Genomic DNA, 20780 nt, shown 5'->3' with positions numbered 1-20780 from the left:
CTCACTGCTATGAAAAGTTGTCTCGACCTACTAGAACTGTATAGTTTTTAAAAGGCTATATACTTTTAGTCATACAGTGTTGAGGGCCTTTAATGCCTTGATACGTTCTTCCAGAATCTTCATAACCCGTTTTTAAGTATAGATTATAAGCGAGAGCGTTCTCATAGTTAACCCCAAAGACTATTTCATTTACAGTAGGATAATATTCTCTTACTAAGTCAGGTAATAGAAGCATAGTAACTTTAGCTATTCCTTTGCCCTGTTGATTAGGCATGATAGATAATGCGCGTAGTAAAATAGAATCTTTATTCTCTGTATATATCAAACGATCATCAGATAGGTCTAAAGAGAATAGGCCTACTGGGGTATCATCAGATAAGATACAATATTGAGTACGCATTGTATTCTCCATAATATCAGGATTAGTCAGCATATACTTTGGCACAAGAGCAAACGTAGCTTGTTGCTCGTCTAATTCATAAGAAGTTAGTTCATCAAAGTATTTAGGATCATAAGGTTGTATCGTTATCATATTCTTGTCAATTTAAGCCAAGCAATTTAGAATAATATTTTTGTTTTTTTATTGTTAGTTTAAGAGGAAAACGTTTTCTTTATGAGTATATAAGAATATAAATGAAAAAGTATTTATTTATAGTAGTCTGCTTTTTTTTGACTAATGCTATTTTTAGCCAAGAACAATTAATGGATAGTATTATATTAAAGAACTATTCAACTTTTAATATAGAAGCTGAGAAAGAGTCTTTTAAAGGACAAGGTTGGCATGCTTTAGTAACGGAAATGAGCAAAGCTAATTCTGTATTGATTGGGGAAACTCACTTTACAAATGAGGTACCTTATTTTGTCAATGCTGTAATTGATGCAGTTAAATTTGATATCTACTTTCAGGAGATAGATCCTTATTCAAATGGTATTATCGAAAATAAGATTAAGACATTATCTCAAAAGAAACTTGAGCAATTTATTAAGGAGTACAGTTCTACTTTTTCATTTTTAGAGAGAAAAAAGGACTTCTATCTCTATAAAAAAATTGTTGAAAAAGGGATAAGAACATATGGTTTAGAACAAGTTTATTTAGATGCTGATAGGTTGATTATCTCTTATTTAAAAGAGCAGACAAAGAATAAAGAGACTGCTAAAGTTCTTTCTCACATGTTAGATACATCAAATAAATTAGCTTTAGAAGAGGATACCTATCTATTTTCAGAAGATTTTATAGAAAAGAGTAATCTATTACTTAATACTAAACTATCTTCAAAGGAGCAAGAGCACCTAGAAGCAATAAAGTTAAGTAGAGAGATTTATTTAGGAGGTAAACATCACTTAAGAATACAAGTAATGAAGCATCAATTACTAGAAGAACTTCCACATTGGTCAAGTAAGAAAAACCTTTTTAAGTTTGGAGCAGTTCATACCCCTAAAGGAGAAAGTTTAATGGAGATATATGATATAGGTAATCTAGTATTTAATATAGAAGACGCTAACTTTAGAACATCTCTACACATAATACTGATAGGAAAGACTGCAGCTGAAACTATGGATGATCTTAAATTATACAGTTCTTTCTTAGGTGTTGTGACTACTAATGATTGGTATTGTTTTGATCTTAAGCCTTTGCAAAAAGCAATTTCTCAAGGCAAACTAAAAATAGGAGATCAGACTTTACTAAGAATTGTAAAAGGGAATGATTTTTTAATCTATATTCCTGAGTTGACGGAGAGTGAAAAATTCTTATAAATTACTTTGATATAAAAGAAGAAATTAAAGGTCTAAAAATATAGTATCTTTGATGTAATAATAAGATTTAGTTATGCATTATCGAGAGATCCTCCCAATATTGCCCTTACGAGATTATGTCCGTTATTTTTGGGTATTAGAAAACTCAAATGATAAGGCAGAAAAACAAACTTTTAAGATACTTCCTGATGGTATACCCACTTTAATCTATCAAGATAGGCCTAACTTATTTTTAGATCAATATCATCAAGTAGCTCCACAACTCTATGTCTATGGACAGTTTAGTCAGTTTACAGATCAGAGTGTAGAGGGGAGTTTTAGGATAATCGGAGCATATCTAGAACCTACAGCTTTAAAGGCGTTATTTAAATATGATGCTATTGAATTTAGTAATAAAAATATAGCCTTAGAAGACATTGTCCCTAATACGCTTTTAGAACAACTAGTACACACGGATACTATTGAGGAGAAAATAGGTTTATTATCTTCTTTTCTTCTAGAGCAGATTCAGTATAATAGATTTGAGAATAAAAAGATAGATTATATCTCTCTATTATTACAAAAGGGAAAATCATTAAAAGAAATACAAGATGAAATAAATATTTCTGAGAAAACATTAGAACGGCTTGTAAAACAATATATAGGAATGTCTCCTAAGTTGTTTTCAAGAATTATGCGATTTCAGTCTAGCCTTGATTTGTTAAGAGAGAGTAAGTTTAAGAACTTAACGACACTTTCTTATCAGAGTGATTATTATGATCAATCTCATTATATAAGGGAGTTTAAAGAGTTTACAGGGGTTAGCCCAAAGGAATTTATAAAATCCTCTGATGAACAATTGATTAACTTCCCTCTATTTAAATCAGAGGAATAAACTTGTATTCGTCTAAGTATTAGATATGGAGGAGTATCTTATAATAATCCATTAAATTCTGTTTAATATCCATTTTATAATTGGTTAAAAATACAGTCCTTTACTTTTACATAATTCCAATTTTTAAAACTACCTAGAGATATAAATTGAAGTAATTTATAGTGAATATTCACAGCGTCATTTATAAGAATGGCACCTTATAATTGACCTATAAAGATATACCTATCTTACTTCTAAAGTTAATTTCTGTTTTTCCGAAAAAAGACTTTTTATATTATCTTTAGAGGAGTTCACTTGGAATAATTTATTTAAAAGAAAACATGATGAATAAAATAAAACTTAATGATGGGAATCTAATTCCGTCAATCGGATTTGGAACTTACAAAGCAACTAAAACAGAAGGGGTTTTAGCAGTAAAAAATGCTTTAGATAAAGGATATCGCTTACTAGATACAGCTGCTATATATCAGAATGAAGAAGAAGTAGGGCAAGGTATAAAAGAGAGTGGTGTTCCTAGAGAAGATATCTTTGTGACTACAAAAGTATGGAGAGAGAATATGGGATATGAAGAGACTAAAAAGGCACTTGATATTTCGTTAGAGAAACTAGGTCTTGATTATATCGATCTTTATTTAATTCACTGGCCAGCTAATTATAAAAACTTCGGTGATGATTGGAAAAAAGTGAATGCAGATACTTGGCGTGCTATGGAAGAATTACAAGCTGCAGGTAAAATAAAATCAATAGGAGTAAGTAACTTTTGGGAAGAGCACTTAGAGGCTTTATTAGAAACGGCTAAAGTTATCCCTGCTATTAATCAGTTAGAATTTCATCCAGGGTATTGGCAGCCAGAATTAAAAGCATATTGCGAAAAGAAAAATATTGTCATAGAAGCCTGGTCACCATTAGCTAGAGGTAAAGTGTTTAATAATGAGGTGTTAATCAGTATTGCAAAGAAACATAATAAGTCAATCTCTCAGGTATGTTTAAGATGGTGTTTACAACATAATACAATAGCAATACCGAAGTCTAATACTCTAGAAAGAATTATTGATAATATGAATATTTTTGATTTTGAGTTAAGTGATCAAGATATGGATCAAATAAATAATTTACCTAAAATGGGATTCAGTGGTGAAGTGCCTAATGAATGGCCTGACTATGTAGTTTAATATCAAAACGAATCAAGTATTTTAAACCCAGATTAAGCATTAGCCAAATACTGCAAAGCAATTCTACTTCATATCTCTTTCATTTGTTCTAAAACCATACTACTGTATGCTTTTTTCTTAAATTCAGAGCTATTTTGTATAATTACTTTTCGTTTATATGTCTATCGCTTAATCTGGGTTAAACAAAGCCTATAGGCACAGAGTGTGTTTATAGGCTTTGTTCGTTCTATATGAAGGGGAAAGGAGTGATTATTTGTTAGTTAATAAAAAATAAATCGTATTATAGTGCTTTAAAATATAAGTACCTAATCCTTCTTAATATGAACTATAAATTAATTATTCCATTATCGTTTTTGTTTATTTCTTTTACAGGAATGGCAAATGATGTATATAAAGATAGAAATGGGAAATACTATAATATTCAACAATTATCACAAGAAAAGGGAGTAGATAAATCTTTTAAAGAACTATGTCTGATCATAAATCAATATGCTGAGAGCACTCTTCAGAAAGGTAATGTCAACTCATTAGCGATTGCCATTTATAGAGATGGAGAGGTTTATCAGCAGTATTATGGAGAATTAGATAAAGAGTCCAAACAACGACCTAGTGATAATACACTCTATGAGATTGCTTCTATTTCTAAAGTTTTTGCAGGCTCTTTAGTCGCTAAAGCGGTTCTAGAGCAAAAGATTACACTAAATGATGATATCAGAACTTATTTAAAAGGAGATTATCCAAATTTGCAGTTTGAAGGAACTCCTATTACCATTCAGAATTTAGTAACACATACTTTGGGGCTTCAAGATAGAGCTCCTAAAGAGTTAGATGAAATATATAAGAAGACGAGAGAGGGATATTATGAAAATAGACCATTTAGTTATACGATGTCTGATCTATTAGAAGAATTAAAAACAGTCAAATTAGATAAGAAACCAGGTACATTCTACGACTATAACTCAGTAGGACCAGAATTAGTTACTTATATTTTAGAGCAGGTATATCACAAGCCTTATAAAGAGCTATTACAGGAGTTGCTGGATGAGCTTAACTTGAAGCAGACTTCTTTAAATGAGTATGATAGGTATAAGAAACAATTAGCCATAAGTTATAACGAAAATGGGGAAGTAGCTCCTTTACTAAGAAATCCTCTATTAGGTGGATCATATGGTATGATAAGTAGTTTACCTGACTTAACTAAGTTTATGAAGTTTCAGTTACAAAGCAATCAACCTTTTATAAAGGAAGCCTCTCGATTATTATTTAAAGAAGAAGAAGACGGTGATGATAAAGGATATTTCTGGGATGTGGGATACGGTCTGAAGGAAGGTGCTTATTATGGAAAGACAGGAACGTCAATAGGGGTACAAAGTGGTATTCTTGTTTGTCCAGATTCACGTTATGGAATGATAATAATGATGAATAATACTTCGGATGCTGCACAAGATGATTGGTTAGAATTGTATAATAAAATAGAAACAGCATTAATTACTTATCCTAAGATAAACCTAGTATCCCTGCTAGAAAAAGAGTTTAAAAATAACTTTAGTTTAGCTTTAGAGAAGTATAAAACGTTAAAAGCAGATAAAGAACATTATCTCTCAGGGTCATTCTATTTAAATAATTTAGGATATAACTTTCTGAAGAGAAAAGAGATTGATAAGGCAATAAAGGTATTTGAATTAGCGATTCAGTATGATACTAATAATGCTAATTTATACGATAGCTTAGGAGAAGCTTACTTTCTAATGAAGGATTATAAAATGTCTTTATTAAGTTATAAGAAATCACTAGAGCTAGATGCTGAGAATAAGAATGCACAAGAAATGCTAATTAAAATACAATTACTTAAATAAAAAGTATTCTTTACTAAAAAAGGCTATCATTATTCTGATAGCCTTTCCTATTTATTCCGTGAATTCAAGTTATAAATGCAACAGTTGCTATTTTGTCTAATTTATCTGCAAAAACTTCATTAGGCGATTTAAAACCAAATCTCTTTCTTGGTCTATTGTTTAAAATATTTACAACTCTATCTATTTGTTGTTGTGTAATTAAATCGAAGTTACTCATTTTCGGGAAATATTGTCTGACTAAACCATTTAAATTTTCATTAGCGCCTCTTTCCCAACTGTGATAAGGTTTTGCAAAATAATAGGCAATCTGTAACGCATTAGCTATATTTTGATGGTTTGCAAACTCTTTTCCATTATCAGAAGTGATTGTATGTAGAAGAGGTTTGTAATCCTTTAATAGCTCTATTGTTTTAGCCTCTATCGCATGAGCTTGTTTAGATTCAACCTTCCCCATTAGTAAAATCCCTGTGGCTCTATCGTTAATAGTTAATAAGGCTCCATTATGATTTTTTCCTATTATCAAATCAATTTCTAAGTCTCCTATTCTTTCTTTTTTGTCAACAATACCAGGTCTTTCATCTATATCTAATCTGTTCGATATTACCCCTCTACTATCTTTATTGCTTCCTCTTTTACGATATTTTTTCCCTTTATTTCGTAGATGCTTATAAAGCTTTCCTCCTTGCTTTTTATCCTTCCAAATAAACTGATAAATACATTCTACTGAAACCATTTCTATCTTCTCTATTTTACATCTTCCTACTATTTGTTCAGGGCTATAATCTTTATTGAGCAGCGACAAAATGGTTGCTTTGACACTTTTATTTAAGCGTTTATGCTTAGGTTTTTCTTTATGACGAAGTGTTGTCTTTTTTTGAGCAAGATCGGCTTTATAAACACCGTTTCTACCATCTGAATTACGTTTAAGCTCTCTGCTAACAACTGATCTGTCTTTGCCTATATAATCACCTATTTCACTAAGTGATCTACCTAAATTTTTATATGCTTCTATTTTGTATCTTTGTTCTAACGTTAAATGTGACATCTTTTTGATTGTGTAGGAACTTCAAAAGTAGATGTTTTTTTTCGCCAACAGCGGGGAACATTTGCCCCATGGGGCAAATGTTCCCCGCTGTTCTTTTAAATGCTGTTGCATTTATTTGTTGAATCTAAGTTCTTTATTATCTACGAAGTCTTGTAAATAACTAAATCTATCTGTTAGTTTACCACCTTTAGTAATAGTAGCTCTTTCTAGTATTTTATCTTTATCTCCATTAAAGAAGGCAGGTAATACTTGTTCTACAAATACTTCACCAAATCCTTCACTAGCATCTTTTGGTAATTCACAAGGCAAATTATCAATAGCCATCACTGTTATTGCTGCAGGATGGTCAAATTCTACTTCTGTACCTTTCCCTGGATGATATCCATAGAATGGCTCTGCTATAGTAGATGCTTTCAATGTAGAGGCTATAGGGCCATGATCTACATCGCATGAGATATCACCAATTACTTTAATTTGATTAAAAGGAGAATTTAGCATCTCTTTTGTCAAGATAACAGGAGCTCCTTTTTTAAAGAAGTGCCCAGTCATCAGGATATCTGCTACACGAGTAAATCTATCGAAGTCACTAGTGTATAGTTCAGGATGGTCATAAAAATCTTGTTTGTTTCCTTCAGTCCCATCTATTCTTTTGTAATAGTCTTCAACACCTATCTGTGTGTATACAGGTCTATCATACTTTTGGGTTAAGAAGTGTTCTTTAGAAACCTTCTTCATTTTCATCCCGTCTAGTATTTCCATAATACCATGTGCTACCTTTCCAGTTCCAGTTACAACTATCTTAATAGGAGGGAAGTACTGTTTTTTTAATCGATAGATTAAATCTTCTTTGTGAAGTAAGGTTTCAGCCTTGGCTAATTCGAATAATTCATATTTTAACCCAAAGCCTCTTAGCGTATTGTATGCACCTACTATACCTGCATATCTACCAAAGCCAATAATTCTAGTGTTTTTTCCGTCTACAAATGTCTCGTGATCCATTAATGTAATGTTCTTTTCTAAACAAGCTTGTAAGAGCTTGCGATTATGTTCTTGTTTTTTTATTGTGTGCGAAAAAAAGACATAAGTTTTATTTGGTATAAGGTAATCAACAGGAATTTCTTTTACCCCAAGGAGAAGATCACAGTCTGTCATATCACTTGATAGTTCTAATCCTTCAGAAGCATAGTTTTCATCTTTAAAAATTCTAATGTCTGAATGTTCTATCTTAATAGACAGCTCGTTATATTTGTCTAAAGCTTTTTTTACCTGCTTAGGACAAAGCACAACTCTCCTATCAGGAGGCGATTTACGCTCCTTAATAATTCCTAATTTCATAATTTGTTTGTTTGTTTTTTGGTTGGTTTTTCAAATATAGAATTATTTCGGACTCACACAACTATTTTGAATCATAATTTTAGAATTATATACAGTTTTTAATAAGTATTGACGAATAAAATACAGTATGTGAATATTCTAAGAGGAAGAAATAGTATTTGTTTGATTTTTTAAAAATAAATTGTACTTTTGCATTTCATTGCTAACTAAGGCAATCATTGGGGTCGATCGGTATTGACAGCGAGTGGAATTAGTTAGTAAGCACGTCGAGCGTTGTTAGATTGCTCGTAAATATCATCTAACGAACTTTTTAAACGGCGAAAATAACTACGCTTTAGCTGCTTAATCTGAATTATAGTAAGATTGCCTTTAGTTTCCACCAGGTGGAAGAGCTGAATTCTCCTAAAGAGCCTTGGTTTATGGCGCTTTGTTAAGGGGAACCGTAAAGTAAACCTAGAGATGTCTATTGTTTCGCTAGCATTTCGAAATCTTAGGAACTAAGCTTTTGGTGGCTGTTTTTTGCCAAGCCAACGGTCGAAAATCTAATAAAAAACTAAGCGTGTAGAAAGCTTCCTGATTGCTTGTTTGGACCCGAGTTCGATTCTCGGCGACTCCACAGAAAAAAGCCTAACTATTTACTTTTAAATAGTTAGGCTTTTTTTGTATTCAATAGATACTAAAAACTGTATTTTAGAGGATCAGTGACAAAAGTTGGGGACTAGGCAAAAAGTCTAGTTAATCTAAAAAGGAAAAACTTCTTATCCCTAACACCTCTATACATCATACGGAAGTATTTAATTTTGGCATTAAATGATTCCGCAGAAGCATTTGTACTTCTATTAATAAAGTAATTGATGATTTCGTTATAGTGTACATTAAAAGTCTTTAAAACAGTACTAAAGTGTTTGAGTGAAGCTTTTTCAATATCATTAAACCAATGAGCTAGCTTAGTCATAGCTATTTCTTTATCTATTTGTAGATTATATATCTGTCTAAGGTTATTAGCAAGTAGATAGGCTTGTTTGATCTCTGGGTATAATTCAAATAGTACCTTAGCTCTTTCTTGTTGGTCAGATGTCCAATTAATTTGGTTTTTATAAAGTAGAGAACGTGAGCGAACTAAAAGTTGTTTCTTAGTATCTCCATTACTAAGTATTTCAGGATTATATATAATGCCTTCTTCCTTAGCCTTTAAAACAGCAGTGTTCTCAGCGTCAAGCTCAGCCCATCTATATTTTATTCTAATATCTTGTACAGCTTCACTTACAAGCTTTTGTACATGAAAACGATCAATTACTTGCACAGCTTTAGGGAAGCACTTCTTAGCTATCTGTTTCATAGCCCCTGCCATATCTAAAGTAATCTCGGTAACTTTATCTCTAAGTTTTTTAGGTAGTTTAGATAGATGCTTTATTACAGTATCTGATTTTGTTCCTTTAACTATCGCTACAATGGTCTTTTTCTGACCTTTACCTGCTTTAGAAGTCAGTATAGTGTACAATTCTCCCATAGATAAACATACTTCGTCTATGGACAACTGATTAGTTATATTTTCTGGGTAGAGTAGCCAGTCTTGTGCATGTTCTTGTTGATCCCATTGTTTGAAACCACTAGTTTTATGTTTGTATTGGCGTTGAAACTTCTCTCCTTTAACCCCAAATAATTCACCAATAGCCTTACAGCTAAGTACTTTAGTATCGGCCAATTTTTTTTAAGAACTCCGAAAACTCTGTAGTCATTCGTGTTCCTTCTGCGATGATATTCCAATCACGTGATATAATTTCTCCTGTTTGTTTATCTGTCCAACGACGACGTTGTACGTGTAGTTTAACTGATTTACCTCGTAACGGGAAGTCTTCAATAGTAATCATACTATGGAAACCTTTAGAAATAAGCTGTCTTTCAGCACATTGATTTCCGTAATCATTCTTCTCTTCAAAGTAGATATGTAGTTTGGTCTCTAATTCTTCTACTTTAGTAATATTGAAGTGTTCTACTAAGTAAGTAGGTAAGATTAGTTTTAGTATTTCTTGGCTATCCATCATAGCACAAAGATATTATTTTACACTTTCCTCCCCAACTTTTAACGTTGATCCATTTTAGATATTAGATTTATTTTAAATGTTTAACCAATTTTATTAAAAGATATCATATTTGAATTACTTATAAACTTAAAGAGTTTCGGATATAGAATGATGAATTGTTTAAACTAGTACCTAAAGATTATACAATACTATTTTATAAGATCAGAAATTAGATTGAACTTATTTTTTCTTACAGAGTTAGTATAATTTAAGCTCATTAAAAAGTATGTATGATTTAATGTTCAAGTTAAGTTTGTATCATTATTATGAATTATATTTTTTACAACTATCATACTTGATACATGATCTTTTTCTGATATGGATTATTTTTAGTTAATAGATGTTGTATATAGTCACTTTTAGTACATTCTATAACGTTTCAATTTATTAGGATCATCTGATTGTGTAGTTACAAGTAGATAGAGATATGTTAAAAAATTAAATTAACATTATTTACACTTTTATAGTTTTTTCCTTATTTCAATGTGGTTTTATTTTAAGGATTTATTCTATTAAATATATAATGTTTTTTTTAATCTACTTTTTTAAGATATTTATAAGGAAAAATATGTGTATATAAAATATTTAATTCATTAAATGCGATTATTCTTAATGTTTTTTGTGTAAAATTCACATACTTTGTAGTGCTATTAAAAAGAGATTTTATGAAAAACGAACTTATATTTTTTAAGACTAGATTTAGTTTGATTTTTATAAATTTAGTTTATTCACTAGCTGCTTTATCTATTGGTTTATTTAAACTTATAAAACAAGACAGCAAGTTTAGTTTCTTACCTTTTATTTCTCTTTTCATTATACTAAATGTTTATGCTAAGAAAAATAAGAATGTGTTTGGACATGAAGTTAAAATGCTCTTAATATTAAATGCACTTGTTTGTTTTACTTTTTTTTTAAACTTTCAACCATGGTTAGAATTTACTGTTTTTATATTTTATACAGTAATCTTTAGTTTATTTGTTTTGATTAATAAAGCTAATATTCTCAATCTTTTTATTGGTTTTAGAGAGTTATTAAATGTTGTTTTCTTCTTGTTTACTCTTAAAGTAATTTTTTTAGTTTCTCAAGTCTTTATACTTAAATATTATATTGAAGACTTAGAAGTATTTGCTGCTAAATCATCAATTTTAATTGAGATTATAGCTTTTACAGTATTTATTATTAGCATTTTAATCTATTTTATTTCGTATAAAAAAGAAAATAATTCAACAAGAGTATTTTAATGTAGGTTATCTATTAAAAAATAAGATTAGTTACAATAATTTATTATATGTTTTATTTTATATTCCTTGTTATAGCTGTTGTTTATATTGTTTTGATAAAGAGAATTAAACTCTTTGTCCAATATGAAAAAAGATTAGTAGAAGTTAGCATTTTATTGTCTATTAACTTTTTGGTTGGGCTACTTTACAATTATCTTTCTACAGCTGAATTCTTTTGTATATCCATTTTATTAAATTTATTTAATGGACCTATTTTTTTCTATGTACTATTTGATCGATCAAAGTACTTGTTTTATTTACAATACATTGTCAGCTTATTATCATTTATCTATATTATTGGCTATTCCTATTATATAAGTGAAGAGATAGAACAGATAAAGATATTTAATTATTACAGTGCTATTGTTAGTGTTATTCTTGGAGTTTTATATGTTTTAGTATGTTACTATCTTCTTGTGCAGACTTCTGTACTTATAAGAAATGAGAGTATTATAGTTGTTTTTCTCATAGTTTTCTTTTTTGAATCTATTATGATGTTACCAGATTTTAAAGAAAGAGGTTTTGATGTAAACCCTTTGTTTATTTATCTAGGTTGTACTTTAATTCTTATTATTTCTAGTTGTATCTATTTAATAGGTAAACTATTAAATATAAAAGTAAAGAATACTAATAAACTACTAAGCTTACAGCCTTCTACTATAGACTTAAAGATTAGTGTAGTGGAAGTAGAATATGAATGTGTTGATATAGATGAGGAAAAAGAGGGAATTGTAGAAACTGTAAAAGAGGAAGATGTGACTGAAGAGAATAAAGAAGATGATTTTCAATATATAAGTTTAGTATTAAATGAAAAACTGATTGAAAATCGTTTATTTTTAGATCCTAATTTAAGTTTAAATAGGCTATCTAAGGTCACTAATATCCCTAAGACTAGACTATCTTCTTTTTTTAAAAGTAGTGAGGCCTCTAATTTTAATCAGTATATAAATCGTATTAGGATTGAATATGCTGTTATTACTTTACATGATTATAATCATGAGGAATTGAGTATAGAGAAATGGGCTTTGCTATCAGGTTTTAACTCAAGAGTAACATTTTATAGGTCTTTTGTAAATGTTTATGGTTTTCCTCCTTCAGAGTTATTGAAGAAATAAACTACAATTTAGAATAGTTTGAAGTTTAATCTTTGTTTTTTTGATAAAATAGTACTTGAATTTTGTTTCAAATTCTAATAAAATTGTTTCAAAATGAAATATTATTAAATAATAATTATTTTATATCGATTTAATAATACCTATTATGTCCTTTTTTACTTAGGTATTTTGTGCTATCGATTTTGTTTTACTTACATATCTTGATATACTCTAAGCCCTATTTTATCTGATTTCAACTAATTAATTTTATAATATTAATAAAGTATCATAAAAAAACAGGTGTGTTAAATATGCGATACAACTCTTTGTTAGTCACGTATTGCGATTATTATATACCGTATTTAACGTTGAGTAATAGTAGTTTTGACTATGTTTTTTTTAAAAGGATATTTCATAAAGTATCTATAATCAATATTAAAATATATGAAAAAGAGATTACTCCCTGTTGCACTTTTATTGGGAACTTTTGCTACTAATGCCCAAGTAGGAATTGGTACAGCAACTCCTAATAAATCTGCAGAATTATTAATTGAATCAAAAGACCGTGGTTTATTAATTCCTAATGTTGCATTGGAAAGCACAAAGGATAAGGTTACAATTAGAAATGGCAATGTACAAAGTTTATTAGTCTATGCGACAAAAAAACAAGGCGATATTACTCCAGGTTACTACTATTGGGATATAGATAAATGGTCACGCTTAACAGCTGATAAAGATATTCCACAAATTGTAGTAAACAATTTTGAAGAAATTGTAAATATGGATGGTGATAAGGTAAAAAATATCATCAAAAATATTGTAAAAAACACTGAAGGTAATGTTATTTATGAAGGAGATAAGTTTTATACCTATGTAAAAGATGGAGACAAAATTATCAAACAAGAAATCAAAGAGAAATTAACTACAATAGTACATGACGAAAAAACTGGAGACTATATTTATTATAATGAAAATTCAGTAGATCGCAATGGAAATATTATTGGAGAAGGAGTTCGTATAAAAATAAAAGAAACAGTTATTAATAAGTTTGGTGATATTATTAATAATAAAACTGTTCAAGAACATATCACAAATTATTTAGATGGAACGTATGTAGGAGGAAATGTTTATTATGATGGTGATAAACTTACATATATAACTAAAGAAGGAGAAAGGAAAGAAGTTTCTATTAAAGAAGTAATTACTGCAAATGAGAGTAAAACTGCGATTATTACTGTAGCTAATAAGCAGTATTATGTTTCAGAAGAATACTTGATTGCTAATAATGATATTATTCCTTCTAATGTTGATCCTTTAAATTTATCTAAAGGAATTTATGCTATTGATGTTGTTGGGGGCGTAATTAATAATTTTGAAGAGATAATTACTAAAGGACCTATTACAGTAGATGGTCGTACCTTTAATACAATCAATGATTATATCAAGTATATCACAGAGAGTAAAGGAGGGTTTACTAAGATTGTTTATGATCAAACAACAGGTGATGTTATTTTCCAAGAGTGGAATGAAGTAACTCAGAAGTTTGAGAATGTTGATAATTCAAAGTTCAGCACTATTGTTAAGGGAAATGAGACTATAACTACTTTAGTGGACAATCAAGATGGAACTTACACCTACACAAGTGAAGACGGAACCACTACACTTGTAGATATTCCATCAAGTGTTGTAAATCAATTTGAAACAATTGTAAAACAACCAGTAGAAGTAGATGGTCGTACCTTTAATACAATCAATGATTATATCAAGTATGTCACAGAGAGTAAAGGAGGGTTTACTAAGATTGTTTATGATCAAACAACAGGTGATGTTATTTTCCAAGAGTGGAATGAAGTAACTCAGAAGTTTGAGAATGTTGATAATTCAAAGTTCAGCACTATTGTTAAGGGAAATGAGACTATAACTACTTTAGTGGACAATCAAGATGGAACTTACACCTACACAAGTGAAGACGGAACCACTACACTTGTAGATATTCCATCAAGTGTTGTAAATCAATTTGAAACAATTGTAAAACAACCAGTAGAAGTAGATGGTCGTACCTTTAATACAATCAATGATTATATCAAGTATGTCACAGAGAGTAAAGGAGGGTTTACTAAGATTGTTTATGACCAAACAACAGGTGATGTTATTTTCCAAGAGTGGAATGAAGTAACTCAGAAGTTTGAGAATGTTGATAATTCAAAGTTCAGTACTATTGTTAAGGGGAATGAGACTATAACTACTTTAGTGGACAATCAAGATGGAACTTACACCTACACAAGTGAAGACGGAACCACTACACTTGTAGATATTCCATCAAGTGTTGTAAATCAATTTGAAACAATTGTAAAACAACCAGTAGAAGTAGATGGTCGTACCTTTAATACAATCAATGATTATATCAAGTATGTCACAGAGAGTAAAGGAGGGTTTACTAAGATTGTTTATGACCAAACAACAGGTGATGTTATTTTCCAAGAGTGGAATAAAGTAACTCAGAAGTTTGAGAATGTTGATAATTCAAAGTTCAGTACTATTGTTAAGGGGAATGAGACTATAACTTTATTAGTTCCAAATACCAATGGAACCTTTACTTATTATAACGAGAGTCAAATCGGTGCTGATGGTCAACCAAAATTAGGAGAGACAGGAGTAACAATTGATCCAAAAGAAGTATCTGTATCCTTAAATACAACTACAAATAAATATGAGTTTAAAAACTCACAAGGAGATGTTATAGGAGAGATTGATGCAAATGCAAATGCAATTGTTTATAATGATAATACTACAAATCTTGGAGTAACAAATGTTCAAGAAGCTATAGAGAAATTATTAGATAAAATTACAGAAGTAGCTGGTACCACAGGAGATTTGGTAGTGTCTGGTGGTTTAGAATTTTTGGCTAAAACCACTGGGATTAAGGCATTATTAGCTGATGTTACTATTCAAGTAGCAGACGAAGGAATAACTAATGAAAAATTAGGTAATAAAGCAGTTACATCAGATAAATTAAATGCAGGTACAGGAGAAAATAATCGTGTAGGTGTAGCAGATGATCAAGGGAATGTTATTTATAAAACATTAGATGAAGTAGTAAAAGGTAATGAGACTGTAACTCTATTGATTCCAAATACGAATGGGACCTTTACTTATTATAATGAGAGTCAAATCGGTGCTGATGGTCAACCAAAATTAGGAGAGACAGGAGTAACAATTGATCCAAAAGAAGTATCTGTATCTTTAAATACAACTACAAATAAATATGAGTTTAAAAACTCACAAGGAGATGTCATAGGAGAAATTGACACCAATGCTAAGGCTATTGCCTTTGATAACAGCACTAATGGTTTTACATCAACAAATGTACAAGAGGCATTAGAAGAGTTAAAAACTAAGTTAGACGGGACAAGTGATACATTAGTAAACAATAACGACGGTACCTATACGCATACTACAGTAGCAGGAGATGTTGTTGTCATTGATGCTAATACAACAAAAGTAGAAGTATTAGACGGAGTGTATACTTTTAAAAATGCTAAAGGAGATACAATCACAAGTATTGATACCAATGCAAAAGCAATTGCTTTTGACGATAGTAAATCTAAGTTAGGAGCAGATAATGTACAAGATGCAATTGATAATCTATTAAGTAAAGTAGGATCAGGTGCAGGTGTAACATTAGTTGATAATAATGATGGAACTATTACCTTAAAATCAGATGACAATACAGTATTAGGAACAGTTTCTAAAGGAAGCTTAACCAATAATAACGATGGTACTTATACTTATGACAATGGCGATGGTACACCAGTAACGTTTGACACCAATGCTAAGGCTATTGCTTTTGACAACAGTAATAACGGTTTTACATCAACAAATGTACAAGAGGCATTAGAAGAGTTAAAAACTAAGTTAGACGGGACAAGTGATACATTAGTAAACAATAACGATGGTACCTATACGCATACTACAGTAGCGGGAGATGTTGTTGTCATTGATGCTAATACAACAAAAGTAGAAGTATTAGACGGAGTGTATACTTTTAAAAATGCTAAAGGAGATACAATCACAAGTATTGATACCAATGCAAAAGCAATTGCTTTTGACGATAGTAAATCTAAGTTAGGAGCAGATAATGTACAAGATGCAATTGATAATCTATTAAGTAAAGTAGGATCAGGTGCAGGTGTAACATTAGTTGATAATAATGATGGAACTATTACCTTAAAATCAGATGACAATACAGTATTAGGAACTGTTTCTAAAGGAAGTTTGACCAATAATAACGATGGTACTTATACTTATGACAATGGCGATGGTACACCAGTAACGTTTGACACCAATGCTAAGGCTATTGCCTTTGATAACAGTACTAATGGTTTTACATCAACAAATGTACAAGAGGCATTAGAAGAGTTAAAAACTAAGTTAGACGGGACAAGTGATACATTAGTAAACAATAACGACGGTACCTATACCCATACTACAGTAGCAGGAGATGTTGTTATCATTGATGCTAATACAACAAAAGTAGAAGTATTAGACGGAGTGTATACTTTTAAAAATGGAAAAGGAGATACAATCACTTCTATTGATACCAATGCAAAAGCTATTGCTTTTGACGATAGTAAATCTAAGTTAGGAGCAGATAATGTACAAGATGCAATTGATAATCTATTAAGTAAAGTAGGATCAGGTGCAGGTGTAACATTAGTTGATAATAATGATGGAACTATTACCTTAAAATCAGATGACAATACAGTATTAGGAACTGTTTCTAAAGGAAGTTTGACCAATAATAACGATGGTACTTATACTTATGACAATGGCGATGGTACACCAGTAACGTTTGACACCAATGCTAAGGCTATTGCCTTTGATAACAGTACTAATGGTTTTACATCAACAAATGTACAAGAGGCATTAGAAGAGTTAAAAACTAAGTTAGACGGGACAAGTGATACATTAGTAAACAATAACGACGGTACCTATACCCATACTACAGTAGCAGGAGATGTTGTTATCATTGATGCTAATACAACAAAAGTAGAAGTATTAGACGGAGTGTATACTTTTAAAAATGGAAAAGGAGATACAATCACTTCTATTGATACCAATGCAAAAGCTATTGCTTTTGACGATAGTAAATCTAAGTTAGGAGCAGATAATGTACAAGATGCAATTGATAATCTATTAAGTAAAGTAGGATCAGGTGCAGGTGTAACATTAGTTGATAATAATGATGGAACTATTACCTTAAAATCAGATGACAATACAGTATTAGGAACTGTTTCTAAAGGAAGTTTGACCAATAATAACGATGGTACTTATACTTATGACAATGGCGATGGTACACCAGTAACGTTTGACACCAATGCTAAGGCTATTGCCTTTGATAACAGTACTAATGGTTTTACATCAACAAATGTACAAGAGGCATTAGAAGAGTTAAAAACTAAGTTAGACGGGACAAGTGATACATTAGTAAACAATAACGACGGTACCTATACGCATACTACAGTAGCAGGAGATGTTGTTATCATTGATGCTAATACAACAAAAGTAGAAGTATTAGACGGAGTGTATACTTTTAAAAATGCTAAAGGAGATACAATCACAAGTATTGATACCAATGCAAAAGCAATTGCTTTTGACGATAGTAAATCTAAGTTAGGAGCAGATAATGTACAAGATGCAATTGATAATCTATTAAGTAAAGTAGGATCAGGTGCAGGTGTAACATTAGTTGATAATAATGATGGAACTATTACCTTAAAATCAGATGACAATACAGTATTAGGAACAGTTTCTAAAGGAAGCTTAACCAATAATAACGATGGTACTTATACTTATGACAATGGCGATGGTACACCAGTAACGTTTGACACCAATGCTAAGGCTATTGCTTTTGACAACAGTAATAACGGTTTTACATCAACAAATGTACAAGAGGCATTAGAAGAGTTAAAAACTAAGTTAGACGGGACAAGTGATACATTAGTAAACAATAACGATGGTACCTATACGCATACTACAGTAGCGGGAGATGTTGTTGTCATTGATGCTAATACAACAAAAGTAGAAGTATTAGACGGAGTGTATACTTTTAAAAATGCTAAAGGAGATACAATCACAAGTATTGACACCAATGCTAAGGCTATTGTCTTTGATAACAGTAATAACGGTTTTACATCAACAAATGTACAAGAAGCATTAGAAGAGTTAAAAACTAAGTTAGACGGGACAAGTGATACATTAGTAAACAATAACGACGGTACCTATACGCATACTACAGTAGCAGGAGATGTTGTTATCATTGATGCTAATACAACAAAAGTAGAAGTATTAGACGGAGTGTATACTTTCAAAGATGGAAAAGGAGATACAATCACTTCTATTGATACCAATGCAAAAGCTATTGCCTTTGATGATAGTAAATCTAAGTTAGGAGCAGATAATGTACAAGATGCAATTGATAAGTTATTAAGTAAAGTAGGATCAGGTGCAGGTGTAACATTAGTTGATAATAATGATGGAACTATTACTTTAAAATCGGATGACAATACAGTATTAGGAACAGTTTCTAAAGGAAGCTTAACCAATAATAACGATGGTACTTATACTTATGACAATGGCGATGGCACACCAGTAACGTTTGACACCAATGCTAAGGCTATTGCCTTTGATAACAGCACTAATGGTTTTACATCAACAAATGTACAAGAGGCATTAGAAGAGTTAAAAACTAAGTTAGACGGGACAAGTGATACATTAGTAAACAATAACGACGGTACCTATACGCATACTACAGTAGCAGGAGATGTTGTTGTCATTGATGCTAATACAACAAAAGTAGAAGTATTAGACGGAGTGTATACTTTTAAAAATGCTAAAGGAGATACAATCACAAGTATTGATACCAATGCTAAGGCTATTGTCTTTGATAACAGTAATAACGGTTTTACATCAACAAATGTACAAGAGGCATTAGAAGAGTTAAAAACTACAGTAGATAATACAAAAGGTGATTTATCGTTAGCAGGAGGACTTGAGTTTGTAACAGGAGCAAATGGAACTGATAAGTTATTAGCTGATGCCGGTATCCAAATTGCAGATAAAGGAATTACGACTGACAAAATTAAACCAGGAACAGATGGACAAATTTTAGTAACAGAAGGAACAGGAGATACAGCTACAACTAAGTGGGTTAATAAAAAGTCTGCTACTTCTAATACCCTTGTAACTAGGGAAACAGCTATAGTAAGTTCTGTTAATGGAGAAGAGGCAGAGTTAATTTTAGAAGGAGATGCTGTACTAAAAGAAGGTAAAACAGTAGTACAAGCTATCCAAGGTACGCCAGTTAGTGATACTAAACCTTCTAATGCACAAACCTTAATTTATGACCAAACAACACAAGCTTGGATTCCAGGCACACCAGATGTAACAGTTGATAAGGTAGTTGATGCTAAAACATTAACAACAGATGGTGTAATTGTTATAGGTACTGATAGTAATGCAATAGCAACAACAGCTACTAAATCATTATTAACTGATGTCAAACTAAATATTGCTAATAATAAAATTACAACAGATCATATCCAAAACGGAACGATAAAACCAGAAGACATAGCTAATGCAGGTAATAATCAAGTATTGGTTACAGATAATACAGGAGTTCCTACTTGGAAAAACCAGACTGATGTAGGGGAGATAGTTACAGCTAATAATGGACTTACTAAAGCAGATACTAATATCCAATTAGGAGGTTTATTAACTAAAAAAACAGCTATTAATACTACTACTGATAATACGCTTGCTTTAACGGGGCTTGATAAGAAAAAAACGCAAGCAGTTAATGAAAGTGAAGGGGTTACTCAGCATTTATTAGCAGTAGATAAAAACGGAGACGTTATAAAAGCTTTAAAAGCAGCGATGCCTAAGTTCTTCTATATGCCTTCAGTAATGGTTCCTACAGCAGAGAGTCAAGCCCAACAAGAAGGCGTTACATATAATAATACAACTCGTACAGGTACAATAGATATGTATGCTATTTATAAGAAACAATTTGGAAGCCCTGTAATGAGTAGTACTGGAGCATCAGCTTTACCAGTTTTACCTGCATCAGAGCTAGGTTTTCATGTGACTTATGCAACAGAAGGAGTATTTACTATTGTAAGTATTAATGCAGAAGGATTAATGACATATAAAGTAAATGATACCGCTAATGTAAATATAGGAAGCTTTATAAACATTGTATTCTCTGTTAATGAAGATAATTAATT

Annotated in this window: 12 protein-coding genes and 1 other RNA gene; 8 read left to right on the top strand and 5 right to left on the bottom strand. The window is 31.0% G+C overall.

Annotated elements, in window-relative coordinates:
• Window positions 1-55: 55 nt before the first annotated feature.
• Window positions 56-532, bottom strand: coding sequence for a GNAT family N-acetyltransferase (locus MYRA21_RS14770; protein WP_006260375.1), 477 nt, complete (start codon window positions 530-532; stop codon window positions 56-58).
• Window positions 533-633: 101 nt separating this feature from the next.
• Between MYRA21_RS14770 and MYRA21_RS14765 the strand changes: the two genes are divergently transcribed.
• From MYRA21_RS14765 to MYRA21_RS14750, 4 genes are all read left to right on the top strand, one after another.
• Window positions 634-1755 carry a hypothetical protein gene (locus tag MYRA21_RS14765; RefSeq protein WP_006260374.1) on the top strand — a complete coding sequence of 374 codons (1122 nt, stop codon included), beginning with the start codon at window positions 634-636 and terminating at the stop codon, window positions 1753-1755.
• A 73-nt stretch (window positions 1756-1828) separates the two neighbouring features.
• A complete protein-coding gene (locus MYRA21_RS14760; protein WP_006260373.1) occupies window positions 1829-2629 on the top strand; it encodes a helix-turn-helix domain-containing protein in 801 nt (266 codons plus the stop codon).
• 323 nt (window positions 2630-2952) lie between these two features.
• Window positions 2953-3801 (top strand): aldo/keto reductase, encoded by an 849-nt coding sequence (locus tag MYRA21_RS14755; protein ID WP_006263629.1) that lies wholly within the window; start codon window positions 2953-2955, stop codon window positions 3799-3801.
• Window positions 3802-4121: 320 nt separating this feature from the next.
• The gene (locus MYRA21_RS14750) at window positions 4122-5657 is read left to right on the top strand and encodes a serine hydrolase domain-containing protein (RefSeq protein ID WP_006260371.1); all 1536 of its coding nucleotides are present in this window, start codon (window positions 4122-4124) and stop codon (window positions 5655-5657) included.
• A gap of 64 nt (window positions 5658-5721) precedes the next feature.
• Here the strand turns inward: MYRA21_RS14750 and MYRA21_RS14745 are convergent, their stop codons facing one another.
• Window positions 5722-6702, bottom strand: coding sequence for an IS30 family transposase (locus MYRA21_RS14745; RefSeq protein ID WP_039328002.1), 981 nt, complete (start codon window positions 6700-6702; stop codon window positions 5722-5724).
• A gap of 111 nt (window positions 6703-6813) precedes the next feature.
• Window positions 6814-8037, bottom strand: coding sequence for an NAD(P)-dependent oxidoreductase (locus MYRA21_RS14740; protein WP_039329595.1), 1224 nt, complete (start codon window positions 8035-8037; stop codon window positions 6814-6816).
• Window positions 8038-8257: 220 nt separating this feature from the next.
• Here MYRA21_RS14740 and ssrA point away from each other — a divergent pair.
• Window positions 8258-8656, top strand: a transfer-messenger RNA (tmRNA) gene (gene ssrA, locus MYRA21_RS18805).
• A 99-nt stretch (window positions 8657-8755) separates the two neighbouring features.
• Here ssrA and MYRA21_RS14735 read toward each other — a convergent pair.
• Both MYRA21_RS14735 and MYRA21_RS14730 read right to left on the bottom strand, forming a co-directional pair.
• Window positions 8756-9742, bottom strand: a complete 987-nt coding sequence (locus tag MYRA21_RS14735) for a transposase (RefSeq protein WP_006260369.1) — start codon at window positions 9740-9742, stop codon at window positions 8756-8758.
• Entirely contained in the window at window positions 9729-10082 is a 354-nt protein-coding gene (locus tag MYRA21_RS14730) for a hypothetical protein (protein WP_006260368.1), read from the bottom strand. The genes MYRA21_RS14735 and MYRA21_RS14730 overlap by 14 nt, the downstream gene beginning before the upstream one ends.
• Window positions 10083-10786: 704 nt before the next feature.
• Between MYRA21_RS14730 and MYRA21_RS14725 the strand changes: the two genes are divergently transcribed.
• From MYRA21_RS14725 to MYRA21_RS18800, 3 genes are all read left to right on the top strand, one after another.
• Window positions 10787-11362, top strand: coding sequence for a hypothetical protein (locus tag MYRA21_RS14725; protein WP_006260367.1), 576 nt, complete (start codon window positions 10787-10789; stop codon window positions 11360-11362).
• A gap of 47 nt (window positions 11363-11409) precedes the next feature.
• Window positions 11410-12516: an AraC family transcriptional regulator gene (locus tag MYRA21_RS14720; protein ID WP_006261264.1), complete on the top strand. Its 1107-nt coding sequence runs from the start codon at window positions 11410-11412 to the stop codon at window positions 12514-12516.
• 423 nt (window positions 12517-12939) lie between these two features.
• On the top strand, window positions 12940-20778 hold the full coding sequence (locus MYRA21_RS18800) for a hypothetical protein (protein ID WP_039329594.1): 7839 nt from the start codon (window positions 12940-12942) through the stop codon (window positions 20776-20778).
• Window positions 20779-20780: the final 2 nt, after the last annotated feature.

Origin of the sequence: Myroides sp. A21, assembly GCF_000807225.1 — a bacterium.
GTDB classification, from domain to species: Bacteria; Bacteroidota; Bacteroidia; order Flavobacteriales; family Flavobacteriaceae; genus Flavobacterium; species Flavobacterium odoratimimum.
This window is presented reverse-complemented; position numbering and strand designations above follow the sequence as displayed.